This is a genomic window from Pantanalinema rosaneae CENA516, assembly GCF_050753385.1.
Classification (GTDB): domain Bacteria; phylum Cyanobacteriota; class Cyanobacteriia; order Leptolyngbyales; family Leptolyngbyaceae; genus Pantanalinema; species Pantanalinema rosaneae.
In genome coordinates, this window is record NZ_JBLZFZ010000059.1 from 1 (window position 1) to 26696 (window position 26696).

18 protein-coding genes are annotated in these 26696 nt (G+C 51.2%); 13 read left to right on the plus strand and 5 right to left on the minus strand.

Going from position 1 to position 26696, the window contains the following annotated elements; genetic code table 11:
* Window positions 1–370 (plus strand): TilS substrate-binding domain-containing protein (locus tag ACN4EK_RS25685; RefSeq protein WP_431661131.1); only part of this gene is annotated, 370 nt, incomplete at its 5' end.
* Here ACN4EK_RS25685 and hmpF read toward each other — a convergent pair.
* Window positions 356–2113, minus strand: a complete 1758-nt coding sequence (gene hmpF, locus ACN4EK_RS25690) for a pilus motility taxis protein HmpF (protein ID WP_431661132.1) — start codon at window positions 2111–2113, stop codon at window positions 356–358. The two genes, ACN4EK_RS25685 and hmpF, sit on opposite strands and share 15 nt — an antisense overlap.
* Window positions 2114–2903: 790 nt before the next feature.
* On the opposite strand from hmpF, the gene ACN4EK_RS25695 reads away from it, so the two are divergent.
* From ACN4EK_RS25695 to ACN4EK_RS25720, 6 genes are all read left to right on the plus strand, one after another.
* A complete protein-coding gene (locus ACN4EK_RS25695; protein WP_431661133.1) occupies window positions 2904–4223 on the plus strand; it encodes a response regulator in 1320 nt (439 codons plus the stop codon).
* 100 nt (window positions 4224–4323) lie between these two features.
* Window positions 4324–4689 (plus strand): response regulator transcription factor, encoded by a 366-nt coding sequence (locus ACN4EK_RS25700; RefSeq protein ID WP_431661134.1) that lies wholly within the window; start codon window positions 4324–4326, stop codon window positions 4687–4689.
* A gap of 11 nt (window positions 4690–4700) precedes the next feature.
* Window positions 4701–5231: a chemotaxis protein CheW gene (locus ACN4EK_RS25705; protein WP_431661135.1), complete on the plus strand. Its 531-nt coding sequence runs from the start codon at window positions 4701–4703 to the stop codon at window positions 5229–5231.
* A gap of 151 nt (window positions 5232–5382) precedes the next feature.
* Window positions 5383–8232 carry a methyl-accepting chemotaxis protein gene (locus ACN4EK_RS25710; RefSeq protein ID WP_431661136.1) on the plus strand — a complete coding sequence of 950 codons (2850 nt, stop codon included), beginning with the start codon at window positions 5383–5385 and terminating at the stop codon, window positions 8230–8232.
* 244 nt (window positions 8233–8476) lie between these two features.
* Entirely contained in the window at window positions 8477–15094 is a 6618-nt protein-coding gene (locus ACN4EK_RS25715; protein ID WP_431661137.1) for a response regulator, read from the plus strand.
* 493 nt (window positions 15095–15587) lie between these two features.
* Window positions 15588–16169, plus strand: a complete 582-nt coding sequence (locus tag ACN4EK_RS25720) for a hypothetical protein (RefSeq protein WP_431661138.1) — start codon at window positions 15588–15590, stop codon at window positions 16167–16169.
* On the opposite strand, the gene ACN4EK_RS25725 is transcribed toward ACN4EK_RS25720, so the two are convergent.
* A complete protein-coding gene (locus ACN4EK_RS25725) occupies window positions 16157–16327 on the minus strand; it encodes a hypothetical protein (protein ID WP_431661139.1) in 171 nt (56 codons plus the stop codon). The two genes, ACN4EK_RS25720 and ACN4EK_RS25725, sit on opposite strands and share 13 nt — an antisense overlap.
* Before the next feature lie 155 nt (window positions 16328–16482).
* Window positions 16483–17643, minus strand: a complete 1161-nt coding sequence (locus tag ACN4EK_RS25730; protein WP_431661140.1) for a pyridoxal phosphate-dependent aminotransferase — start codon at window positions 17641–17643, stop codon at window positions 16483–16485.
* A 214-nt stretch (window positions 17644–17857) separates the two neighbouring features.
* Here ACN4EK_RS25730 and ACN4EK_RS25735 point away from each other — a divergent pair, with 214 nt between their 5' ends.
* From ACN4EK_RS25735 to ACN4EK_RS25760, 6 genes are all read left to right on the plus strand, one after another.
* Window positions 17858–18607, plus strand: coding sequence for a DUF561 domain-containing protein (locus ACN4EK_RS25735; protein ID WP_431661141.1), 750 nt, complete (start codon window positions 17858–17860; stop codon window positions 18605–18607).
* A 261-nt stretch (window positions 18608–18868) separates the two neighbouring features.
* On the plus strand, window positions 18869–19447 hold the full coding sequence (locus ACN4EK_RS25740; RefSeq protein ID WP_431661142.1) for a pentapeptide repeat-containing protein: 579 nt from the start codon (window positions 18869–18871) through the stop codon (window positions 19445–19447).
* A gap of 312 nt (window positions 19448–19759) precedes the next feature.
* Window positions 19760–19981, plus strand: coding sequence for a hypothetical protein (locus ACN4EK_RS25745; RefSeq protein ID WP_431661143.1), 222 nt, complete (start codon window positions 19760–19762; stop codon window positions 19979–19981).
* A gap of 334 nt (window positions 19982–20315) precedes the next feature.
* Window positions 20316–21287 carry a solanesyl diphosphate synthase gene (gene sds, locus ACN4EK_RS25750; RefSeq protein WP_431661144.1) on the plus strand — a complete coding sequence of 324 codons (972 nt, stop codon included), beginning with the start codon at window positions 20316–20318 and terminating at the stop codon, window positions 21285–21287.
* Between the two features lie 190 nt (window positions 21288–21477).
* The gene (dnaK, locus tag ACN4EK_RS25755; protein ID WP_431661145.1) at window positions 21478–24012 is read left to right on the plus strand and encodes a molecular chaperone DnaK; all 2535 of its coding nucleotides are present in this window, start codon (window positions 21478–21480) and stop codon (window positions 24010–24012) included.
* 131 nt (window positions 24013–24143) lie between these two features.
* Window positions 24144–25106 carry a DnaJ C-terminal domain-containing protein gene (locus ACN4EK_RS25760; protein ID WP_431661146.1) on the plus strand — a complete coding sequence of 321 codons (963 nt, stop codon included), beginning with the start codon at window positions 24144–24146 and terminating at the stop codon, window positions 25104–25106.
* Here the strand turns inward: ACN4EK_RS25760 and ACN4EK_RS25765 are convergent, their stop codons facing one another.
* Both ACN4EK_RS25765 and rpiA read right to left on the minus strand, forming a co-directional pair.
* Window positions 25107–25715 carry a hypothetical protein gene (locus ACN4EK_RS25765; RefSeq protein ID WP_431661147.1) on the minus strand — a complete coding sequence of 203 codons (609 nt, stop codon included), beginning with the start codon at window positions 25713–25715 and terminating at the stop codon, window positions 25107–25109.
* A gap of 204 nt (window positions 25716–25919) precedes the next feature.
* Window positions 25920–26633 (minus strand): ribose-5-phosphate isomerase RpiA, encoded by a 714-nt coding sequence (rpiA, locus tag ACN4EK_RS25770; RefSeq protein ID WP_431661148.1) that lies wholly within the window; start codon window positions 26631–26633, stop codon window positions 25920–25922.
* Between the last annotated feature and the right edge of the window lie 63 nt (window positions 26634–26696).

The following is a 26696-nucleotide window of genomic DNA, read 5'->3' on the forward strand; positions in this document are numbered from 1 at the left end:
AGATGTGTATAAGAGACAGGGAGATAAGGGGGGGAAGGGAGATAGGGAAAATAACCTGATCTCCTCACCTTCCCCATCCTCCTCATCTTCCTCACCTTCCTCACCTTCCCCATCCTCCCTACCTTCCCCACCCCCCCAACTAGGTTTAAACCGCCAACTCCTCCGCCTTCAGCCCCTGGCACTACAGCGTCGAGTCCTGCGGATAGCGCTACAGACTGTCCTACCTGTTGCACCGCAGTTTGAGCAGATTGAAAAGTTAGTGGCATTGCTCACTGCCCCGAACCGATCGCAGACAGATCCTTTCCCTGGAGGAACGATCGCCTGCGTGGTCGGTGATTGGATTTGGTTACAGTCCCTAGCTCGCGGCTAGTTCTGGGGTACTGGTAATGCTAACAATAATCTGCCGCATTTCCGCGATCGCTTGCAGTTGGTAATCGCTGGACTCTTGTGCTTGAGTCAGAGTGCCAGCAATGGTTTCCAGTTTTTGGCGCAAACCATCCACCCCATCTTGAATCGGTTGCAAAATTTCCTGGTAGGAGTTGACTTTACCCATCATTTCTGCCGTACTCACCCGCCGCGCTTGCAAGGTTTGTTCCTGAAGCTTGAGGTCGTTCTGCCGATTTTCTTGATCGACTGACTGGGTGGTGATCATGCCCTGAGCTTGCTGAATCGCGGATTGCATTTGTTCAAGCTGACTTTCCAGTTTTTGCAATTCTTCGGCTTGTTGTTGCCGCAGGGCATCAACCTGTCCCAAAATTGGTCCGAGATCAATCTCAACTTCCTGCCCTTCTTCTATCCCATGTCCCTGTCGCCGCCGCAGTACGGCTTGATGCTGATTTAAAACACCTTTACGCTCTTGCAGATTACGACGCTGCCCGACTAACGTTTCATTCAGCATCTGGTAGCCATCTTGAGCATCAGCCAAATCATTTTCCAGACTCAGGCGATCGAACTCGCTGACTGTCTGAATTTTGGCTTGTAACTCGTCGATTTCCTCTTGCTTAGAGGTGAGTTCCTCTTCCTGAATCTCGACAAACTGGGACAGCTTCTCTAAATCTCGCTCCAAGTCCTGCACGACACGTTGTAGTTCGTCGATCGGCATTTTTTCCAATGCTTCTAAATCGACTTGCTGCCCGCCAATCCTGACCTTGTCTGAGGTTTCTGCCAGTCGATAAATCTGCTGATGCAAGTCTTCATTATTTTGCAGTTGCACACTCAACATTCGGGCATATTCTTGTTTGGTGTTGAGGGCACTTTGTTGCGCTTTCAGTTCCGCCCGAGCTTGTTCTAGCGACTCCTGCGCCTGATGCCACTCCCGCCAGCGATTGTGAATTTCGTCGGCTTGCCGTTCCAGTTCATCCTGCTGTTGTTGAGCTTGCGATCGCTGCTGTTCCAGAGTTTGCCAATGTTGAGTCAGGATATTCTGCTGCTGCGTCAACACTTCAAAGGACCAATCTAACTGTTCCCGCACCGAGTTTGTGGGTGGCATAGAACCAGCTAACCGATTCAGCAGTTCTTGGATGGTGCGAGCTTGTTCTTCATCTAAACCGCTGGCCTGTTGAAACTCCGCCTGTCGCTCTTCCAGTTTCTGCATTTCGCCGCGCAGATGATCCCAGGCTCCTTCCAATTCCTGGCGTTTCCGCTCAAACTCGTCCCGCTGACGGTTCGCTTCCTCTTGCTGCATTTCAATCTCTTGGCGCTGTCGTTCCAGTTGCTCAAAATCCTCTTCCATTTGCTGCAACTGTTCGCGTCGAGATTCCATTTCCATTTCTCGACGATTAAGCTCTTGGCTCTGGTAGGTCAGAGATTGTTTCCACTGCTCAATCTCTTCTTCCTGAGTTTTGAATTTTTCTTGCAGACGAGAAAAATTTTGCAGAATACTGACCAAGGGACGACCTGCTTCCTGAATGCGCTGTACTTGGCGGCTGTTGGTCAAATCAACCAGGACTAATGCCCCCGGTACATAGTTCGCATCATCAAACGGGATCACCTCGTCACCCGTTACCGCCGTCCAGCTTTGCTCAGACCGTTGGCAGGCGAGTAATTTCAACTCTGCCTTACCGCCACCGAAGACCCCACCGCCTTTCTTTTGTACTTCCGCTAGATACAGCACGCCAATCGTCCCCTTCTATATCTGTGCCCAATGTAGAACAATTTGCTTAGTCGTGTTTTAGTACAGCCAACTCACCCTCAGTATATTTAAACCATCCCCACCACCGATCGCCGTTATAAATTCATTTCACGCCAACCAGTTCCAACTTAACCGTTGTTCTGCCATAACCTGAATCTTGGCTAGTGCTGCTATCCTAAGCATTGCCATGATTGTTTGCAAGATTTAACCCAAATTTGCCAGGTTATCTGTCGGCCGAGATCCGTTATCTCACGGTGGCAACCGGCAACGCCTCATGAGACTAGATTGCCCCCTCGGCGACTGAAGCTATCAGGATTCAGCAAATCCTGGCGAGTCCTAGCGATCGCCTCACCGTGAAGTCCCTTTTTCCAGAGGCAAAGACGAATTTTCCCCGATCGAGGAAAGATTTTTCTAGACAAGCTGGAACGATCTCATAGAGACTATGATGAAATCACTTGGAACACTGATTGAATTATATCCATATCCTTTATAGAAGCAGGCTTTGTCAAACCCAGGACTCCTCATGTTTTTCAACATGTTGTTACAAAACCTGCCTGTACACAGGCAAACTCAGGGGCTGACCTCCGTACTCCTGCTCTATCAGGTAGTCTACTTAACATTTTTTGAGCAGAACTACGTTCCGTCCGGGATGAATCTGAATTGAAATGACATCAGCGTGAGAATAAAGGGGTATTATCTACTGGCTTCAAGTGTTTAAGAGAGTTAAGCGTTTAGTGGGGATATTGTCAGCGCAGGAGATAGCTAAAGTGACATGCAGGGTAAGTTAAGCGAAATTGACATCCGTAGCATCTTACAACTCATTGAGTTAGGGCAGCGAACCGGGGAACTGTTCGTGGAAGCTTACCCGTTTCAGTCCACAGCGATGGGCGAGTTAAGTGCTATGCATCTGCCAGAGGCTCGGACTTCTAAGCTGTTGGCAGGTAAGTTTTGGTTCGTCTTTTTTGTCAATGGTCAAATTATCTATGCTGCTGATACCGATGCCAGTCTGTATCGTCTTTCTGATTACCTGCGGCGCTACAAGGTAGAGAAGACCCTGAGTAGCTTAACTGTGCCATCGATCTCTTCGATTAATGCCCCAGAATATGGCTACCTGTGGGCACTTTTGGAAAACCATATCCTGACTCCGGCGCAGGGACGAAGCATTATTCAAGGCATGGTGCATGAAACATTATTCGATCTTTTAAGTTTGCACCAGGGAGCATTTATTTTTGAGGTTAGTCCCCCCCTATCGCCCCAACTCACCACGCTAGAAATTGCTCCGTTGCTGGCAAAAATCATGAAGCAGGTGCAGGAGTGGAAACAACTCAATCCCTATCTGCAATCTCCTGACCAATGCCCAGTGTTAGCCGATATTGCAGCACTGCAAACCTCCCTTTCGCCCAAAACTCTGGTAGCACTAGAACACTACGCGGATGGCAAAACCTCGATTCGGCAAATTGCTCGTTACTTAAATCGCGATATTTTAACGGTCGGTAGGGCGATTTATCCCTATGTGCAACACGGTGCTATTCAACTCAATCATGTGGAAGAAGCGAAGGTTGGGACGAGTAGCCGCTTTCCGCGATCGCGCGAATTAGCCATGGCTCCAGAAGCTCGCAGTCCCCGGATTGTTTGTATCGATGATGGCGTGACGGTACGGGAAACGGTGGAATATATTTTGAATCAACATGGGTATGACGCGACGGGATTGGGCGATCCCTTAGAGGCATTAAGCCAGGTGTTTCGGTTGCAACCCGACTTAATTCTGTGTGATATTGCCATGCCCGAACTGGATGGGTACGAAGTTTGCGCCATGTTGCGAAAGTCAACAGCTTTTCGCCAAATTCCGATCGTCATGTTAACAGGGAAGGATGGATTTATCGATCGGGTGCGTGCCCGTATGGTTGGAGCAACAGATTATCTCACCAAACCGTTTGGAGAAAGCGAATTGTTAATGTTAGTTGAAAAATATGTCGGCTTAGGCTACCCCGAACGCTGTTCATCAGATCGCGGGATGGCAGAAACAGCAAAAGATGGGTTAGAAATTGAGATGTCCGATGTAACTTCTACACCGTCAGCGCCATTTAACTAAGAATTAAGGGTACTTTATTTATTAAGCGGTTCTCAGGTGAACAGCGTTCGGTTCTTCCCGTTACGTGAATCAGCCGACAGACAAATTAGGGTAGAGGGTTATGAGTACAGTTCTAGTCGTGGAAGACAGTGTGACCCAACGGGAAATGATCACAGACCTATTAAAAGGGAGTGGTCTGACCGTCACGATTGCCAGCGATGGGGTGGAAGCCTTAGAGCAAATTCAGGGAAGCTGCCCTGATCTGGTGGTTCTAGACATTGTCATGCCGCGTATGAATGGGTACGAGGTCTGCCGTCGCCTCAAAGCAGATCCCAAAACTCAAAATGTTCCAGTGGTGATGTGCTCTTCTAAGGGCGAAGAATTCGATCGCTATTGGGGGATGAAACAGGGAGCCGATGCCTATATTGCAAAACCGTTTCAACCTACAGAATTGGTCGGAACTGTCAAACAACTACTCCGAGGTTAGGTAATAGTGTCATGGTGGGAAATCCAGATTTTCTAACAGGTCGGGGACAGGATCAGGCACCGGAGTTTCAGGAATTAGAAAGCCCGGAAGGTGAGTTACATCTCCGCTTTTATGTCAGTTCCGGGAGCGAATTTGCCCTGCCTGCCACCGGGATTAAAGAAGTAATTGCCCCACCCCCCGATCGCATTACGCCAATTCCGAATGTTTCACCTCTATTATTGGGTACGCTAAATGTTAGAGGACGGGTGGTTTGGGTGGCTGACTTAGGACAGTTTTTGGGCGATCCCACCCCGCTCAATACCGATCGCTCAGAGATCCATGTCATCGCTGTCGAAGATCAGGATATCATGCTGGGGTTAGCCGTCGATCGCATCGCAGGCATGTACTGGTTTGATATTGAAGAAATTCAGATGCCAACCAATGTTCCAGATAGTGTGGCACCCTTTCTACGCGGGGAGTGGGTATTGGACGAGCAGGCAGGCAAATATTTACGGCTTCTGAATCAGGAGGCTATTCTGCGATCGGCACGATGGGCAGCATAGGGGGAAATGATGACAAGCCTAAGTCGGCATCCGGAAATTCACATGCTGGTTTCGAGGACTGAGGATAGGATAAATGCTATCCACTTGGCATTGAGTCAACCCTCCAGAACACCGAGGCAACCAGACTCAACACTTAACCGGGAGGTGGTCCATGGCATCCAGTACTGAGTACGCACAAGAATATCACCAGGCTCAAAAAGCCTACATGCAAGGCAATTATGAAGATGCTGCCCAGATCATCGATCGCTTGGTGCAACATTTTCCGAGTGACCCCAGTGCTTGTCTGCTGCGAGGGCACATTTATTGCTATGGCTTACAGCAATTTGATGTAGCGAGGGAACAGTATCAAACTGTGATGGGGCTAACCTCTGACCCCGAGTTTACTGGATATGCCAACCAGGGGTTGGAGTATATCGAAAGTTTGGGGGGTGGGGAGGAGAATGGCTTCAATGGTAGTGAAGTCAATGAAGGGAGTGAGGTCGTCGCTGATTTTGATGCCTTCGATGACCAGTTTGACGATTTTAACCAGCAAAACCTGGCAGACTTTTCCGCGTCTACCGTCTGGCAGTCAGAGGAAGAACTAACTCCAGACAGCGATCGCTTTGATGTCGGCAATCTCGATAGCCACGATAACGGCAGATATGGATTGGATGCAGATGATGCCTTCGCCAGTCCCTCCACATTTGATAATCCGTTTGCGGAAGATAACTCGTTTGGCGCGAGTGGTGATGTTGCTAGTCCGTTCTCGGATCCTTTTGCGGACGAGAATGCGGCTGCGTTTGCTGGGTTAGATAGTGAGTATCCGCCCTTTCCTGAAACTCCGGATTTCTCCACCCCTGACTTTGATAGCCCTAATTTTGAAACTCCGGATTTCTCCACGCCCGACTTTTCGACTCCTGATTTCGGCACATCGGTAGATTTCGGCAGTCATGAACCTGCCTTTGGCACACCTCTGGATGAGTTTGATGATGCCTTTGCACCGCTTGAAGAACCGTTGCATCCGGATCTAGGGGCTGAGGAGCCATCCTTGGGACGTTCTAGTAATTTTGGGTCGCCCCGAGGGGGGTTGCATTCGCCGACCGAGGAAGAAACTCTGTTCATGGGAGGAACGAATCTATACGACGAGGGTGAACAAACCTTTGTCAATCCTCCCAGTACCGAGCCGCTTGATTCCTCCTACGGTAGAAGCTCGTCCAGCTATGGTAGCTATGGCAGTTCCCTCTCGGATGGCGACTCGGGTGGGTCTAGTCAGGGGGTGGATTTCTTAGACGAGTTTGATGAGTTTGATGATCTAGGCAACTTGTCAGACTTCGATCTGTCTGAAAATTCGGCAGGTTTTACCAGTCCGGCGATGGGGGCTGATTTCGGTTCCAGTAGTGCCGCCTTAGCTTCAGATCCGATGGACTTCAACGGCTCTGCGGCACTAAGCGATCGCTCGATCATTCGGGACGAAGAAGTTTTTACCCTGTCTGGCACGTCGGATCAAGTTCCGGCGTTTACCCAATTAGATAGCCATGCGGCAGAACCAACTCCCTCGGTCGAGCAAGGGTGGTTATCCTTTTTAGAGAATTCTCCGCTTGCCTTCAAACAGGTGATTTTGGCAGGTGTCACCGGGATTACTTCAGCTATTCTGGTGGCATTAGTCAGCTTCTTTACGGCACAAGGTGCTGCCCAACAGGATGATGCGGCGAGTCGAGGTGTGATCGATCGGCTGAAGACGACTGGCTGGTTGATGGCATTAACGGCGGGTGTTGCCAGTGGCGGAGCAACGTTTGCCCTGGGGCAGATCACGGCCAAGCAGATGAAGCGATCGACCGATGATTTGCAATCCCAATTCAACTCAGTCTGCCAGGGCAACCTGAATGCGCGGGCGACGGTGTATTCCGAAGATGAATTTGGGCAATTGGCAACCAGTTTTAACCAGATGGCGCGGGTGATTTTGACCACCACCAGCGAAGCCCAACGTAAAGCGGAAGAACAAGAGCAAGCCAAAGAAGATCTGCAACGTCAGGTGATTCGGTTACTGGATGATGTAGAAGGTGCTGCCCGAGGCGACCTGACGGTACAGGCGGAAGTAACGGCAGACGTGCTGGGTGCGGTGGCTGACTCCTTTAACCTGACGATCCAAAACCTGCGGGAGATTGTGCAACAGGTGAAGATTGCGGCCCGTCAAGTCACGAAGGGCGCAACGGATAACGAAATGTTTGCCCGTGGCTTGTCTTCTGATGCCTTGCGACAGGCGGAAGAACTGGCGGTCACCCTCAACTCGGTTCAGGTCATGACGGAGTCGATTCAGCGGGTGGCAGAAAGCGCTCGGGAAGCGGAGGAAGTGGCACGATCGGCATCTGAAACCGCGCTGCGGGGGGGGGAAGCGGTAGAACGTACCGTAGCCGGGATTCTCCAAATTCGGGAGACGGTGGCAGAAACGACTCGTAAGGTGAAGCGGTTAGCCGAATCTTCCCAAGAGATTTCTAAGATCGTGGCATTGATTTCGCAAATTGCCTCCCGTACCAACCTGCTGGCATTAAACGCTAGTATTGAAGCCGCCCGAGCCGGGGAAGCAGGACGAGGCTTCGCGATCGTGGCCGATGAAGTGCGACAGTTAGCAGACCGCGCCGCTAAGAACTCGAAGGAAATTGAACAGATCGTACTTCAGATTCAAAGTGAGACGGGGTCTGTGATGACCGCGATGGAGGAAGGGACGCAGCAGGTGATCGAAGGGACACGCTTGGCAGAACAGGCGAAGCGATCGCTGGAAGACATTATTCAAGTGTCGAATCGGATTGATGTGTTGGTGCGATCGATTACCGCCGATACGGTCGAACAAACTGAAACATCCCGAGCGGTGGCGCAGGTGATGCAATCAGTAGAGTTAACCGCGCAAGAAACGTCCCAGGAGGCCCAGCGAGTGTCCGCTTCTCTACAAAATCTGGTGGGAGTTGCCCGTGACTTGTTAACTTCGGTGGAACGGTTCCGGGTAGAAACGGTGGAGCGTCAGTGATTTGCTGCTTGATGTCAATTTCTGACGAATCGGGTACATTAAAGCAATCCAGTGCATGAATGCGATCGTACTGCTTGTGCGAAATTTCTCGATCACTGGAATGCCTGTCTGGACAGAGAGCGAGGGTCTGTCCATCATCCGAGCAGAGCTGTGCTTGGAGTGCTCCCCGATTTCCAACCACGGGGGTGCCTGCATCTCACAGTTTCGGTAGAACCAATACTTTCCAGAGGGATGGAATACTGCCATGCAGTCTGAACACCAGCAGCGAATCATGGGCTACTTCATTGAGGAGGCGAAGGATCACCTCAATACGATCGAGCAGGGATTGCTGAACCTGCAAGAAACCCTGGCAGACCCGGAAATGGTGAATGAAGTGTTCCGGGCGGCTCACTCAGTGAAAGGGGGAGCTGCCATGCTGGGGTTAAATGCAATTCAGCGGGTCGCCCACCGGCTGGAAGACTTCTTCAAAATTCTTAAAGAAACTCCGATCAAAGTTGACGAAGAACTGAAAAGCCTGTTTCTGCGGACTTCGGATGCGTTAGAAGACCTCCTCGGACAACTGCAAGGACCCTTTGGACTGACTGAAGATGTCGCGAACGCTACAGTTGCTGAAGTTGAGCCTGTCTTTGTCCGGCTAGAACAACATTTGAGTAAGTTAGCGGGTAGTCCGATCGTCGCCAGTGAACCGATGACGGCAGGAGTGGGTGTAGCCGCGACTCCAGTGGTCGCAGCCGCATCTAATCAGGCATTGCAACAGGCGTTTAAAGCGGAAGTACCCGGTTGCTTACGGGATATGTTGCAATTGTTTAAGCAATCTGACACCGATCCAGCGACTCGGCAACAGTTGCAGGAATTGTGCCAACGCTTGATTCGGATTGGCGAACAATTTAACCTGTCCGACTGGAATCATTTGGTGGCAATGGCAGAACGGGCGATCGCGCATTCAGAGAATAGTTACCGCGCCCTTGCCCCTGTCATCATCAAAGATATTAAACAAGCCCAGGATCTGGTGCTAGTCGGCTGTGCCAATGAGATTGTGCCCTGTGCCCAATTGCAAGAACTGGCTCCACCTGCCCCCGTCGAGGCGATCGCAGAGGAACTGATTGGTTTTGAGGATGACTTTGCTGACTTGTTGGAAGTCACCGATAGTCAGGCTGAACTGCTCGCAGAATTAGACATGGGGGCAGATGTTGATCTGGGGTTAGTGGAAGAACCCGCGTTAGACTTATCGTTTGATGAATTAGAACCAATCTCGCCCCTGGATGCCCCTCCCTCGATCGCCGCTACTGATCTGGACAGCAGCTTTGTTAGCCTGTCAGCGCTAGATGCAGAACTGGATAGCCAGCATGGCCCCGAAGTTGGGATGGCAGAACTGAATACATTAGCCGATTTGTTTGAGGGAGAGGACTCGGAACTGGGATTAAATTGGCAGGAAGAAGAGGTGCTGGGAGACAATACAGAATTGTTAGCTGTCACCGCTACAGAGATAACAGTGGATGATTCCAGTGACTTTTCGGATTTGTTATTTGACGAACCTGAATCAACCTCCGCGTCATCTCAGAGCCAAGACCAGGATTTGAGTGATCTATTTGGCGATGAGTTTCTTGAGGACGACAGTTCAGATTTACTGGAGATTGAGCCGACCCCCGTTGCCCCGATCGCCGCTGATGACTCAGAGGAGTTAACGGATCTGTTTGATCTGTCGGAATCGGCTGAGAGTTCAGAATCAGAATTGGAGCTAGCCGACCTTGCCAATGGAGCGGAGGCGATCGCCTTTGGGGAGGATCTATTCGGGAATGGTGCCGGATCGGATTCGGTTACTGATTTCACGCCATTAGACGCGCCGTTAGACCTGGATGCCGCTGCTGATCTGGAAACTCCAGGTGAAGGAGCATTAGGCAATCTGGGTGAATTGTTTGCAGGACTCGATGAAGGCGATCTGACTCCCGCCGATGCCCTGCCTGAGTTTGGCTTTGATGACTTTAATCCGGCTGAGATGAGTATGGAGTCGGAGACGATCGCCGACAGCGATTGGTCAGATTTTGGTGATAGTCCGATCGATGCCACAGTACCTGATCTGTGGGGGGCTGGCGATGACTTGGCGTTTACCGAAGCTGCAACAGACCGTAGCGCAGCAGATTCCCCCTTAGACCTGACCGGACTATCGGTTGAGCAAACGGCAGATCTGGATGATTTATTGGCTGAGGACGATTCTGAAGGCGGAGTAGAGTTCAGCCTGGACGAAGATGCTGAACTGAGTGATTTATTTGGCTCTACCGATGATTTAGTCCTGGCAACATCCGATGATCTGGCGGATAGCGCGATCGATACCGATAGCGACTCCTGGCTCACCAATGCGATGGATGATACAGCAGGGGATGCCAGTTTAGACGCAGATTTAGCAGGTTTTGCTGGTCTAGATGTCAGTAGTGAACCACCAGACGAGCCATTCGAGCTATCCCTTGATGTCGATGGTTTGAATTTGAGTAGTACTTCACTAGATGATTTCTCGGAACCATCATTGTCTGAAGTGGCGGCTGAACCCTGGGTAATGGAGGCAACCACCGAGGATCTATCAGCTTTACCAGGGGATGCTTTCACTTCCCCTGAACCGTCAGAACCTGAACTATCAACCCCTGACGTAGAGGCGTTTGACTTCAGTGATCTGGAGCTAGATAGTCATGAGAGCGCTGCACCAGAGTTAACGACTGATGAGTTAGACCTCGATCTCAGTGATTTTGGGTTGGAGCCATCCGTTGAGACGACTGAATTAGCGGATGCACCGGAGCAGGATTTAGATGATCTATTCGGTGACCAGCCGTTAACTGAAGAGACAGCAGCGGAGCAGGACTTAGATGATCTGTTCGGTGACCAGCCGTTAACTGAAGAGACAGCAGCGGAGCAGGACTTAGATGATCTGTTCGGTGACCAGCCGTTAACTGAGGAAATGGCAGCGGAGCAGGACTTAGATGATCTATTCGGTGGCGAAGCTGTACTTGAAGAGACGGCAGCGGAGCAGGACTTAGATGATCTATTCAGTGATCAGCCGTTGACTGAAGGGGCAGATCTGGATGACAACTTCTTTAGTGATGGCGGCTTAGAGGCAGAATTGCCAGAGACAACGGAACCATTGACCCTGGATTTCGCTGACTGGGAGCAAGCTGAGCCAGGGATAGAAGTGGCATCCGCCCAAAACCTGAATGATCTGTTTGGTGAGACAACTGAAGCATCACCCGATCCCTGGTTAGAGCAGGAACCCACGGAACCGCCGATCGATCTAACCAGTGACCTGGTCGATCTGTCGCTGGAACCAACTACCGATGCTGGGGGCAATGACTTATTGGGTGATATCCCCTTCGATGAAGCGGCGACACCGGAATTACGGCTAGAGACAGAAGCAGCTGATCTGGCTCCAGATGCGTTGACATTAGAGCCATTGGATGGGGCGACGATCGGCGATGATTTGTTTGGCGATCTTACTCTGGATGAGGCGACACCGTCTGAGTTGGAGTTAAGTACAGGCGATGTTGACCTTGCTACCGATCTGTTTGCGGGTGACGAATCGGAACTGGGATTAGAGCCAGACAATGGGTTCATCGACTTCGCTGATCTCGAGCTATCGGTGTCTGAGTCTGAGCCATCAATAGCAGAAGCCGTGGACTTTAGGGATGATTTGAGTGGTGACGAGTTCGTAGCCCCCCAGCCCTTTGATCTAGAGCTAAACGCTGATTTAGCTGAGATGGCGGCTGAACCGGCGATCGACCTAGCTGAAGACCTGAGTTTTGCCGACTTAAACCTGGAGCAGGCAGAACTAGACAATATTCCTGCGGTCACGATTGAAGCGACGGATGACTTTCCAGCCGATCTGTTTGCGGATGCTGACGTAGGGGATGATACCGGAGCGATCGCGGATCTCGAACTGGGTGATCTGGCTCTAGATAGCGCTGGCTTGGACAACCTGGGTGATTTACTCGGTGATAGGGCAGAACCGTCATCTGAATTCTCTGCAAATTTAGAGAGTTTATCGACCGATGAGTTCACCCCTGATCTAACCGACACCTCAGCTGACCTGGATGATTTGTTTACCGATGTCACTGCCGAATCACCAGAGTCAACGGCTGAGGACACCTTTGAACAGTTCGCAGAACTAGATAATTTCCTGAGTGAGCCATTTACCAGTGAGCCAACAGATGACCTCTGGGCAACGGACTCCACACCGGAAATCACAGATAATTTTGCCGATCTGGATCACCTGTTGGGAGATGAACCCCTGGAAGCGGCCACGAGCGATCGTCCTGAAGCTATCTTCATACCTGAGGCGACGGATAGCTTTGCCGATCTGGATAATCTGTTAGAGCCAGAAGCGATCGCCGCCACAGCAGATAGTTTCACCGATCTAGACGCACTACTAGACGATGAAACAGCCACTCCTGGCACAGATGAGTTTTCTGAATTAGATCAACTGATAGGGGGTGAGGCACCGCCAGCGATCACGACAGACGAGTTTAGCGAGTTAGACAACTTGTTAGGGGATGATCAGGCAGGGGTAACGAATGAGTTTGCTGAGTTAGATGATTTGCTGGGGGATGATAGCGCCGCGCTACCGAATGAGTTTGCCGAGCTAGAGGACTTATTAGGTGAAGCTGAAGTCAACGTTGCTCCGAGTAGCGGCATGGTGGATGAATTTGCCGATCTAGAAGCCCTACTTGGTCAGGAGGCTGTCTCCCCCATTGCTAGTTCCACGGCCCAACCCAGTAGTGTGGCTCCGGCGATCGAGTCTGAGTTTGATGAGTTAGATAATCTGCTGAAAGATGCCGAAGAAAAAATGGGTGGATCGCCCACTATTAAAGGTCGGCAGAGAGTGGCACCCGTCACCACTCGGCGTTCTACCCGACCGGGGCATGGCTTTGTAGAGCAGACGATGCGGGTTCCGGTGAAGCACCTGGATAACCTCAGTAACCTGGTAGGGGAATTAGTCGTCAACCGCAATAGCTTAGAAGGCGATCAGGAGCGGCTACGCCAGTCGTTGGATAACCTGCTCTATCAGGTGCAGCAGTTGAGCGATGTCGGACAACGGATGCAAGACCTGTATGAACGATCGCTGCTGGAAAGTTCACTGTTAGCCAGTCGTCAGGGCTATCGGGTAGGGGCGCTCAGCCACACGCGAGAAACTCATCCTACCCATAGTTCCACGGGGATGGAATACGATCCCCTGGAAATGGATCGGTTCACGGGCTTCCACTCCCTCTCGCAGGAAATGATCGAATTGATCGTGCGAGTACGGGAATCCTCCTCTGACATTGAGTTCATTGTGGATGAAACAGAGCAAGTGACCCGCATGTTCCGGCAGGTGACGACCCAGTTGCAGGAAGGTCTGACCCGCTCCCGCATGGTGCCCTTTGCCCAAACCGCCGATCGCTTGCCTCGGGCAGTGCGTGACATTTCGTTGAAGGTAGGTAAGCAAGCTGAACTGAATGTGGAAGGGCGGGAAACCTTAATTGACAAAATGATCCTGGAGCAGCTTTATGATCCCATGACCCACCTGGTCAACAATGCCATTACCCACGGGATTGAATCCCCCGAGGTACGACGGGCGGCGGGTAAGCCTCCAGCCGGACGCATTACGATCCGGGCATTCCACCAGGGAAACCAGACCATTATTTCGGTTTCAGATGATGGTGCCGGGATTGATGTGGAACGGGTGAAGAAAAAAGCGATTGAAAAAGGGTTATTGACTCCCAGCGAAGCGAAAGGGCTATCGCGGCTGGATATATATGACATTCTGTTCCATCCCGGCTTTAGTACCAAGGATCAAGCCGATGACTTCTCGGGTCGGGGTGTGGGCATGGATGTGGTGCGCACCAGTTTAAGTGAAATTCGCGGGGTAATTAACACCGACTCGAATCCCGGTAAGGGGACAACGTTCACCATCCGTCTCCCCCTCACCCTGAGTATTTCTAAAGCCCTGTGTTGTGTCAGCGATCGGGCGCGGATTGCCTTCCCGATGGACGGGGTAGAGGACATGCTGGATGTGCCCAGAGAACGGATTCAAACCAATGCGGAAGGGCAACCCTGTATTCCCTGGCGCGATACATTGTTGCCGGTGCGACCCTTAACCGAACTGCTGTCCTACAATCGCCATCTCAGCCGGGGGAACGTCTATGGCGGTAATCAGGAAGACGATATTGTGTCGATCGTCGTGTTACGCAGTGCGGGGAATTTCCTTGCCTTACAAGTCGATCAAGTCCTGGGTGAACAGGAGATTGTAATCAAGCAGTTAGAAGGTCCAGTGCCGAAGCCGGTGGGGGTTGCCGGGGCAACGGTGTTAGGGGATGGGCGAATTATGCCGATCGCCGACGTACTGGAACTGATTGATCTGTCGATGGGTCGGCTGCGGAAGGATGTCAATACCTCCCTGTGGGGCGAACAAACGGGTGGCGATTTGCTGCAAGAAGCGCCTGCTGCCAAGAGCGAACCAATGGTACTGATTGTGGACGACTCCATCACCGTTCGCGAACTATTGTCGATGACCTTCAACAAGGTGGGCTACCGGGTGGAACAGGCTCGCGATGGTCAAGAAGCCTGGGAAAAACTGCGGTCGGGGTTACCCTGCGATATTGTATTCTGCGATATCGAAATGCCGCGGATGGATGGGCTGGAATTGCTCTCCCGGATTCAAAAAGATCCCAACCTGAAGCAACTCCCGATCGCGATGCTGACCTCCCGGGGAGCCGATCGTCACCGCCAGATGGCAGCGTCCCTGGGAGCCAGTGGTTACTTTACCAAGCCTTACCTGGAAGAAGCGCTCTTAGATGCTGCCCAACGGATGTTAAAAGGAGAGGTGTTATTGAGCAGCAGCTAATCTAGCTCGACGATCGTCCTTTCTCCTTCCCTGTTGAATCCAGCCGGATCATCGAGCTTCTGGTGGGTCAACTCAGTGTTGAGGAAGGGGAATTACAGCCCTTCTCAAATGAATGCACCACACCTGTCAATTCGGTCAGCCCCCTAAATCCCCCAATTCTAGGGGACTTTGGCTCCTGTTCCCCCCAGAATTGGGGGGTTAGGGGGGCAAAAACTGCTGTCAATCAGTTCGATATTAGGTAGGGGCGGGTTTTGTCGTCAAATCCATTGCAGAGCGCAGATTGGTCTGCTCAACCCACCCGTACAGTTGGCGGATTGATTTAATCCACCATCCTGAGTTTGGGCAATTGCCCAAAAAGTTGCCGCTGAATGCAACCAATGGGTGAATTTATTCGTATTAAATCTATAACTGGTTCACTCCAATCTTCATTCCCTGTTATGGCGATTGATCTGAAGTGCGAGTTTTCGCATGGCTACAACAAGGAATTCCTTCGATGGCACGTTATCGACCGATTCTTCGGATGCATGATTTGCAATATTACCCCAGTGAAAGTCAGCGGTTAAAGGCGCAAGCCAAACAGGATGAGGCGATCGGGCAATATTCGACCTATTCCAGAGTTTGGACACCGACTACTTATTTGGGGTTGTTCGTGGTCAGGGTGCCGCGATCGGTGACCCGCTTAAGTGAAGAGGTGTACTTTGTCCTGATGCAACAGCGAGTTAACTGGATGATTCAGCGCTGGATGGAGGATGTCAATGACAGCCGGGAGAAAACGCAAGCCCTGCTGGTGAGCTACTACCAACGGCTGAGTTCACCGAATGACGCTGCCCCGATTGATTTCGATCCCGATGGAGAAGAGGACTATACGCTGATGCAATGGCGAGAAGCCTGGTCAGAATTGTTGATTACTGGCAATGAGCAGTTTGGCAATACTTTGTCTCAGCAAGGTAGCCGCTTTCCGGTGGAGACGTTAGGCAAGAACCATCCTGGCTATGCGGATTGCTTCGATCGCCATCAAGATCTTTATCTGGAAGAATGGCTTACCCTTTTAACGGATAGTGCTCAGTTGGGATAGGCAGCGGGGGTATCGGTCTTGTCAGCCACATTTTTGGGACTATTGGGCGGAATCACGTTAATTGTTTCAAAGCCGGGATAGGGAACCAGGGCTGCAAATAAGCCAACGATCGCGAGACAAATTAAGGTAGGGAGCAGTTTCGGTTGGGTTGGTTTCATGGAGTTAGAAATCAGACAAACGAAATAGGGGCAGTTGCAGCCGGATCGCGAGGCGATATAAAGCCAATCTAGTCTGCGCGATCGCAGGAGCGATCGGTGTGATCTCTCCCACAGGGCTTAGATTCAGTGAACAAAACCAAAATTCCTGAATGCGCTCAATGGAGACAAAGAGCTTGTAATCCTGTAACTAAGCGGTCAATTCCGGTGATTGCCGTCTCTTTGGGTAATGCGCCGTAGGCAACTCGTAAGTAACATCCCTCTCGCAAGCCAAATGTTGTTCCGGGAAGGGCGGCAACCCGATACTCCTGAATTAACTGTTTGACTAAATCCAGCGCATCCATTGGACTGGGGAGGTTGAGCAGAAAATAGAATGCCCCTTTAGCGGGTGGAATGGTGCAGCGTTCGTAGATCGGCTGGAGTTGATTGAGCAAAAGCTGACGGACTTCAGCGATCGCGTGAATTTGCGTTCGACAATAGTTAGCACCGGTTTGTAACGCTCCTATAGCCGCATATTGGGCAATCACTGATGGACAAATCAGATTGGTATCCTGAATCTTCATTATTGCAGTCAGCAACGCACTGGGAATCGCCATGTAGCCAATTCTCCAACTGGCAAACCCATAGGCTTTCGAGAGACTGTAGAGAGAAATCGTATATTCAGCACTGCCCGCGATCGCCCCAGGCGAAAAATGTTGGGCATCGTCGTAAATGAAGTATTCATAGGCTTCGTCATGAATGTGATAGATGCCATGATCGCGACAAAGTTGATTCACCTGCCGCAGGCTGGCTTCTGAGTAGACGACCCCCGTAGGATTATTGGGAGAAATGGTGACAATCGCCCGAGTCCGATCGGTAATTGCCTGCTGAATCGCCTCGGGTTGCAACTGGTAATAGGCATCCGTCGCCACTAAGACGGCTCGGCACCCCGCGATCGCGATCGCCATTTCATGATTAAAGTAGTACGGCGTTTGCAGAATAATCTCATCACCAGGCTGGGTAATGGCTAACACCGCATTCAGGAACCCCATATTGCTCCCTGCCATTACCACAATTTCCCGCCCAGACAGATCCATGCCATTCTCTGTCTGAAGTTTCTCGGCAATCACCTCCAGTAAGGCTGGAATTCCTTGGACGGCTTGATATTTATGGTTATCCGGCTGACTGAGAAAGGCGGGAATTTGCGCGATCGCGGCAGGGGGCGGCGGATAGGAAACCACTCCCTGCCCGAGGGAAATTGTGCCAGGGTGTTGCCGAATTAGTTCTCCCACCACCGGGATAATCGGAGATTGAACGGTGTGCATCCGGGAGATAGTCATAACAGGTACAAGCGCAGAGTTCGACGATTACTATACGCGATCGCCTGAGATTACAACTCCCCCCCTAGAATCTCTCCTGCCTGGGTGTCAAAATGAGCAATAGTGATCCGAATCGGGATGCTCAAAGCAGAAAAGAACTGGCGTTCATGATCTGACTCTGAATTTCCTGATCTATTAGAGGACACGCTATCCGAACTTTTAGCGAGATCTAGACATGATGAATCTCTCCACGCTCCACGCCGCTTTGCAACAAGGTCATGCACTTAAGGTCATTAGTGGTTTAAACAACTTCGATCACGATCGCGTTGCCATGGTCGTTCGAGCCGCCGATCGGGGTGGTGCCACCTTTGTGGATATTGCTGCCAATGCTGACTTAGTCCGGATGGCAAAACAACTGACTCAACTGCCGGTCTGTGTCTCTGCGGTGGAACCGGAACAATTTGTGGTTGCCGTTGAGGCGGGAGCAGATTTAATCGAAATTGGTAACTTCGATAGCTTCTATGCTCAGGGACGACGGTTTGAGGCTGAGGAAGTCTTGGCACTGACCCAGGCTACCCGACAACTCCTGCCTGCAATCACGCTGTCTGTCACCGTTCCCCATATTCTGCCCCTGGATCAACAGGTGCAACTGGCAGAAGACTTGGTCAAAGCAGGTGCAGATATCATCCAAACGGAAGGGGGCACCAGCAGCCAACCGACTCACCCCGGAACCCTCGGCTTGATTGAAAAAGCCGCTCCTACGCTAGCTGCCGCGTCGGAAATCTCTCGGGCTGTGTCTGTACCCGTTTTATGCGCTTCCGGTCTATCCAGCGTTACTGTTCCTATGGCGATCGCCGCTGGGGCATCGGGTGTCGGTGTCGGTTCGGCGATTAACAAACTTCAGAGCGAAGTGGAAATGATCGCTGTAGTTCGCAGCTTAATGGAAGCTTTAGTGATTGTGAATCGCTCTACTGCGATTGTGTAATGCGTTTAGCTGAAAATTAACCTTGATCGAATGTCACTGAAATAACAATCCGAACCGCCCCCCAACCCCCAAATTTGGGGGAGCCGAACCTCAAAGTCCCCCAAATTTGGGGGATTTAGGGGGCGAGCAGAGTTAAGCGTGTCCTTAAGTCAGTGCCATTCAACGAATAGTTGATTCGTAATCGTGAATAAATCGCCAGGAACCTTACAGCCCAATTAGCGTCGTCCTGAGCAAACCTAATGGCTAGCCGAGGTGACTCCGATGAAACAGCGAAATTTAGCGATCGTCACTCTCGCTGTGGCGGTGGGTGTTGTAATGGGCAACTACGGCTTGCAATGGTTGAATCAATGGCGAGTCCACCAACTTCTGCAAACCCGAGCCTGTCCTGGGTGTGATTTACGCTATACCAATCTAGTCGGCGCTGATCTAACCTTCGTTAACCTAGCCGGAGCTAACCTGGAAGGGGCAAATTTAGAACGCGCTGATTTACGTCATGCCAATCTCAGCCGCACGAATCTCCGCCATGCCAACCTCAGCCAAACCAGCCTGAAGGATGCCAATCTGCAACAGGCAAATCTGGAGCGGGCAACCCTGGAAGGGGCAAATTTGGGCTGTATGGCATTCAACTTTAACCTGAGGGCAGATGACGATTCCGCCAGCTTCAGCTTTAACCTCGATCGCCAACCCTCCGCCAGCGATCGTAGCGATGCTTCAATCCGCTTCAACCTGAACGCCGATCAAGCTGGGGCGAGCTTCCGATTAAATGCCTTTGGTTGTGCCAAGTTAGACGGTGCTAATCTCCGCCAAACCCGGATGCCGGATGGCAACATTAATTCTTAGCCAAAGCTCAATGGATCCACCTACGACCTGGGCAAGCGCTGGACACGTTGAGCGAACACCAGTGCCATATAAACCAGAAACAGATAAATAGCCGCAAAAACCGGGATTGTGAGAGCAATAGTGGGGGAAGTCATGGCAACACGGAAGCTGTTAGGGAAGCAGTAATTTGTTAAGCTTGAATAAAAACAGCCGTAGTTAGCCAACCTGATGACAGACGGCTAGAACGGGGCGATCGCGCTTGCCTGCGTCTCAGGAGATTGATGCAGGAGTCAGCGATGTAATCTACCGACAGCCTGATGAACTGCAAGAAGAGTGATTTCTACATCAGATCGCAAATCGAGCTACAACCAGCCGATTTATCAATCTGAATCATCAGAAACCGCCCATCTAACCAGCCATTACCGACTGCTAGACGATCGCTCCAGCATGACCCGCTACTTCAACCTGAGTCAGTCGCCGCTCCACTTGGTCAAAACTACTGGATTCGAGATCTCACCCCCTGCCAAACATCTGAAACAAGTTCAGAACACTTGAACTCCAGGGAGAGATCAACCGATGTCGGTAGCCACTTTACAACCCGTGGAAAACGCTAACGTTGAGTTGCCCTTAATGCGCTAATTTTTATAATGCTTACCTTCAAAGTAACACAAGATCCTGGGGGGTTACCACTGTTTTTCTCAAGTCGGTTGATGTTCTGTAATGAATAGTTAAACAGATGACAAGACAATTTTTTGCCTGCCAGACTGGTTTTTAGAGGTTTGATCACTCTAAAATCTAATTCCTCTGTTCGACAAAGGGGTGGTTAGCTTAAAATGGAGAGAGAATACTTAAAGTTTCGTAACCTTTATCCTGTCTGAGTCGGATATCCATGACTTCAGCTACCTCCCTCTTTTCCCCTGTCGAGGCTGACTTAGATCTGCTAACCGAAAATCTCAAAAATTTAATTGGTGCGCGTCATCCGGTATTGTATGCGGCGGCAGAGCATCTGTTTGGGGCAAAAGGGAAGCGAGTTAGACCCGCGATCGTGCTGCTGGTTTCCAAAGCCACGATGTTGGACGAAGAAATTACGTCGCGCCATCGCCGACTGGCTGAGATTACCGAAATGATTCATACGGCCAGCCTGGTGCATGATGATGTCGTAGATGAATCGGAACTGCGGCGTGGGGTGCCCACCGTACACAGTAGTTTTGGCAATCGCATTGCAGTACTGGCAGGGGATTTTCTGTTTGCCCAATCCTCCTGGTATCTAGCCAATTTAGATAATCTAGAAGTCGTGAAGCTGCTGTCGCAGGTAATTATGGATCTGGCAGAGGGGGAGATCCAGCAGGGGTTGAGCCGATTTGCTACCGATCTATCGATCGAGGCGTATCTGGAAAAAAGTTATTACAAGACCGCCAGCCTGATTGCCAACAGTTCCAAAGCAGCGGCGGTACTGAGTGAAACCTCCGAGCCATTGGCGACGGCGCTCTATGGCTATGGACGCAATCTCGGTCTGGCATTCCAGATTGTTGATGATATTCTCGATTTCACGGGTTCGACGGAAGAACTGGGTAAACCGGCTGGCTCAGATTTGAAAAGCGGCAATCTGACTGCCCCCGTGTTATATGCCTTAGAGGAACAACCTTACCTGGAAAAGTTAATTGAGCGGGAGTTTGCCCAGCCTGGTGACTTGGAACAAGCCTTATCATTAATTTGTGATAGTCAGGGCATTGAACGATCGCGGCAACTGGCGCGGGATCATGCTCGGATGGCGATCGAGTGTTTGGCAGAGTTACCGCCGTCTTCCTACCGTCAGGTTCTGATTAAACTGACGGACTATGTGCTGAGACGGTTATATTAGACCCTGGTTGGGGCTGTCGAGCAATTTGATCATTGAGGGTGGGGGAGAGCGATCGTCTACCGTCCTTCGCCAATCAGCGGGGCGTTACCGTTTTGGCATCCAGGCAAACTTCTTGGGCGCGATACAATAAATTCAGCAAAATTAACACTAGAGTATTGCTCAAGGCAGCATACGGGAGATTGAGACACGCATGGGCAGAGTCGTTGGCATAGACCTGGGTACAACTAACTCCGTCGTCGCCGTGATGGAAGGCGGAAAACCCGTCGTCATCGCAAATGCAGAAGGAATGCGAACGACTTCTTCCGTAGTGGGCTTTAGTAAAGAAGGAGAACGCCTGGTCGGGCAGATGGCGCGGCGGCAAGCCGTATTAGATCCCCAAAATACCTTTTATGCCGTCAAGCGATTTATGGGTCGCAAGTACACCGAACTGGTAGCTGATTCCAAGCGAGTGCCCTACACGATTCGCAAAGACGAAGTCGGCAATATTCGGATTAAATGTCCCCGCTTGCAGAAGGAATTTGCGCCGGAAGAAGTTTCGGCAATGATTCTGAAAAAGCTAGCGGAGGAAGCCAGTCGTTACCTGGGTGAACCGATTACCGGCGCTGTGATTACCGTTCCTGCCTACTTCAATGACTCCCAACGCCAAGCGACCCGTGATGCCGGACGGATTGCCGGACTAGAAGTAAAGCGGATTCTGAATGAACCGACGGCCGCCTCCCTTGCCTATGGCCTCGATCGCCGCAGTAACCAAACTATTCTGGTATTTGACCTGGGAGGTGGCACATTCGACGTTTCCGTTCTGGAGGTCGGTGATGGTGTGTTTCAGGTCAAATCCACCAGTGGCGATACTCAGTTAGGGGGAAATGATTTTGACCAACGAATTGTCGATTGGTTAGCCGAGCAATTTCTGGAACAGGAAGGGGTTGATCTACGCAAAGATCGGCAAGCCCTCCAGCGATTAACCGAAGCCGCCGAGAAAGCCAAGATTGAACTATCGGGAGTCACGACAACTGAGATCAATCTTCCCTTCATTACAGCAACGGCTGATGGGCCCAAGCATTTAGAAACTCGTCTGACCCGATCGCAGTTTGAAGGGTTGTGCAACGATCTCCTCACCCGCTTACGCGCCCCTGTCAGACAGGCGTTACGGGATGCCGCCCTGGGTCCAGGAGAAATTGATGAAGTGGTATTGGTGGGAGGTTCCAGCCGGATTCCGGTGGTGCAGGAGTTAGTTCGTAGTTTCATCGATCGCGAACCGAATCAGAACGTCAATCCCGATGAAGTCGTCGCGGTGGGTGCTGCCATTCAAGCCGGGATTCTGGCGGGTGAAGTCAAAGACATTTTGTTGCTAGATGTCACTCCCCTATCCCTGGGACTGGAAACGATCGGGGGGGTGATGAAAAAGCTGATTCCCCGCAACACCACGATTCCGGTGCGGCGATCGGATATTTTCTCGACGGGGGAAGACAACCAGACGATGGTGGAAGTCCATGTCCTCCAGGGCGAACGAGAGATGGCTGTAGGCAACAAATCCCTGGGGCGGTTTAAGTTAGTCGGGATTCCCCCGGCTCCCAGAGGCATTCCGCAGGTACAGGTATCGTTTGATATTGATGCCAACGGGATTCTGCAAGTCACGGCGATGGATCGGACGACCGGGCGGGAGCAGAGCGTCACGATTCAGGAAGCCTCAACCCTATCGCAGGATGAAGTCAATCGAATGATTCGGGAAGCCGAAGAGTATGCCGATGCTGATCGCCAGCGCAAAGCCAAAGTCGAGAAACGTAATCGCGCTGAAGCTCTGACCTTCCAGGCAGAACGGCAACTTCGGGAAGCCACCCTGGACTTTGGGATGCAGTTTGTCAGTCCCTATCGCACCCGCATCGATCGGGCGGTGCAACAAGTCCGAGAGGCGCTAAACCAAAACGACGATCGCGGGATTGATCAAGCCCAGGCAGACTTGCAAGATGCTCTGTATGACCTGAATCGGGAGGTTTATCAACGTAACAAAGAAGAGGAGGAACAAGACAGCTTCTTTGGCGCGATCAAGAGTTTCTTCACCGATGATGATGAAGATTACTACTACGACGATCGGCGCTACGGGGAATCGCGCTACGGTACGAGTGGTAGTTCCTGGAATGACTCACCTCGCTATGGCAGCGATCGCTATGGTGCAGGCAGCAACTCCTGGAACGATAACCGCTACGAGCGGCGAGACTATAGTTCTAGTAGTTCCCCTAGCAATTCATGGAACGATAATCGCTACGATCGCCGCGATTACAATTCCACTAGCGGTAGCAGTACGCCTCGCAATGACGATCGGTATGGGTATGGTAGCGGCGCGAACGCTGATCGCTATGACCGTCGCGATTATGGCAGCAGTAGCAGCACTCCTCGCAATCCTGATCGCTATGGTGCGGGTAGCGGTGATTCCTGGTATAGCGATCGCCCGGCGACTCCCAGCCCGCGCTATGACGATGCGTATAGCTCGAATCGGAGTAATCCCCGAAATGACGATCGCTCCCCTAGAGATCGCGGTTGGGATCAGCCAGAACCTTCCCGTTCCGATAGTCGTCCCAGTTATTCCAGCCCCAGCGATTACCGTCCGTCTACTTCCCGTCCCCCCGAACGCGATCGATCTGAACGTCGTCCCCCGGCTCGCCCACCCCGCAACGATCGCCCTAATCTGTATGAAGACAACTGGGATGATGATGATGATTGGTTGTAAGTTTGTCATTCCAGATCAGCGTTTTGCTTTAATGGTTGAATTACCCCTGACTGATTCTGTATAACGATCAAGGCTTGCCCACTCGCGATCGTGTTTCTTCCCATACCACCTGCTTACTGATCCGTTCTTCCATGCAAAACTTTCGGAACTATTACGACATTCTGGGAGTGTCCAGAGATGTCAGTGCAGAGGAGATTAAAAAGTCTTTCCGACGCTTGGCACGGCAGTATCACCCGGACTTAAATCCGGGGAATAAGGAGGCGGAAGAAAAGTTCAAAGATATCAATGAAGCCTACGAAGTCCTGTCTGATTCCGTCAAACGAGCGCAGTATGATCAATTTGGTCGCTATTGGCAACAACGGGGATTCCAAAGTGGCGGCAAAGCTTCGGGGTTCCGAGGTTGGAATGGGCGGGGCAGCGATCGTCCGGGTGGTGAGGTTGATTACGGCGAATTCCGGGACTTCAATAGTTTCGTCGAGCAACTGCTGAATCGGCGCGAAAATGCCACAGCCGCTAATATGGCGCAGGATGTGTTTCGTCCAGGTACGACTAAAAAAACGCGAACTATTTCCCGCCCTAGCCCGCGTGATGCCGAAGCTCGCTTGACGGTGCCCTTAGAAAAGGCGTATCTCGGTGGTCGGGAACGCATTCGCTTAGAAGATGGACGATCGCTGGAAGTGAATATGCCCCCGGCAATGGTCACGGGGCAACGGGTGCGGCTGAAAGGACAGGGTGTGAATGGCGGTGATCTATATCTGAAGATTACCGTGGCTCCCCATGCCTTCTTTAAGTTGGAAGATAATGATGTTGCCTGTCAGGTGCCGATTACTCCGGCGGAAGCGGTGTTAGGGGGAGCGATCGAAATTCCTACCTTAGATGGTTTGGTGAAAATGACGATTCCACCAGGGGTGCGATCGGGGCAACGCTTGCGGCTGGCAAACAAAGGCTATCCTGGGATTAGCGGCAAACGAGGGGATCAGATTGTCGAAGTGCAAATCGTTACGCCCAAGGAATTGAGTGAGCCGGAACGGGAATTGTACGAAAAACTGCGGGAACTGGAAACCTTCAATCCCCGCGCTGATTTACCTGTGTAGTTAGATGGCAGAGTTGGCTTCTGGGGAGCGATTCGGTCGCCAGTGAGCGCCGAGATACCGCTTGCAGCTACTCTCAATCTCGACTTGCCAATCGATCGTGTCGATCGGAAATTCCTTTAATAAATTCGCCAGATCATCCACAATCGGGACGGCATATTGATCGCGGTGGAAGCCGTTTCCGAGTAAATCTAGTTCCTCGGAATAAATCATATTAGTGTTATACGTGCCATCTTTGCTGATGAAGCGAGAAGCCTCAAATACACAAATTCGGTGGCTTTTCGCATTTAACTGACGGGTGCGCTGAGATCGGGGAGTGCTCGGTTTGGCGGCGGGCTGTTTGCCTTTCTCAGAATCGAGTGCCCATAGGTGATCGAGACAAAGATGGATGTCTTTTTGAAAGGACGACACCACATTCGTCTGGTTGCCCGGAAAGGGTGAAAAGATATAGGTACGAACGGCTCTCGGCATATCCCGCGTCACCAGTTTAAGAATGCCGCGCCGCCCGCGAATTAATTTCAGGACTTCATAGGGTTTCCGAACGACTTCCTCCCCTTTTTTCCAGGTTAGGACTCGCTTAATCCAATCAAACAGATCGCCAAATATCCGCATAGGAGGTTTTATCCATTTGATGCCTCTACCTCCAGAATGCCCAGACCCTCCGAGGAAATCACTACTGCGGTCTGATATTCCATGCGTAAAAAGTTAGGCTATTAAACGGTAGACAGTTCGGATGCCTTTAGGTGAAAAGAATAGAAACAATGTGATGGTGCGAATGGATGATGCCAGATTGCCAGCATGATCCATTCTCCATGATTAGATTTCGCGCACGATCGGTTTGCCGTCTACCACTTCACCAACCAGCACCAGATCGGTGACACCAACAAACAAACCATTCTCCAGTACACCCGGAATATTGTTAAGTTCCTGTTCCAGACCCGCCGGATCATCAATGCCATTAGCAAATTTGACATCAATCACGAAGTTACCCTGGTCGGTAATCACTGGACCCGCTTTCTTCACGCCCATCCGGAGTTGCGGTTTGCCACCCAGTTTCTCGATCGCCTGCATCACCGGAGTCATTGCCATCGGCACAACTTCCACCGGCAGTAGAAAGGTGGTGCCCAGCTTATCGACTAACTTGCCGCTATCAACCACCACAATAAATTGTTCGGCAAAACCATCAACGATTTTTTCGCGGGTATGCGCTGCCCCACCGCCTTTGATCAGGTTTTTGTTGGGGTCAACTTCATCTGCGCCATCGATCGCAATATCAATGCGATCGACTTCATTCAGGGTAATCAGTGGAATTCCGTATTCCCGCGCCAGGACATCTCCTTGAAATGACGTAGTCACTCCTTTAATGTCCTGTAATTCCCCGGACTTTAAGCGTTCTCCTAATGATTCGATCATGTAGGCAGCCGTTGATCCAGTGCCTAAGCCAACGATGGAGCCAGATTTGACCCTAGCGGCAGCCGCCTGCCCAACCATCTGTTTCATCAATTTCACGGGATCGGCTTCTGTACTCATGACACTATTTCCTTAAGCTTACGTAGGTCAACAGCCGCAGCTCTGAAGTATGTTGACAATATT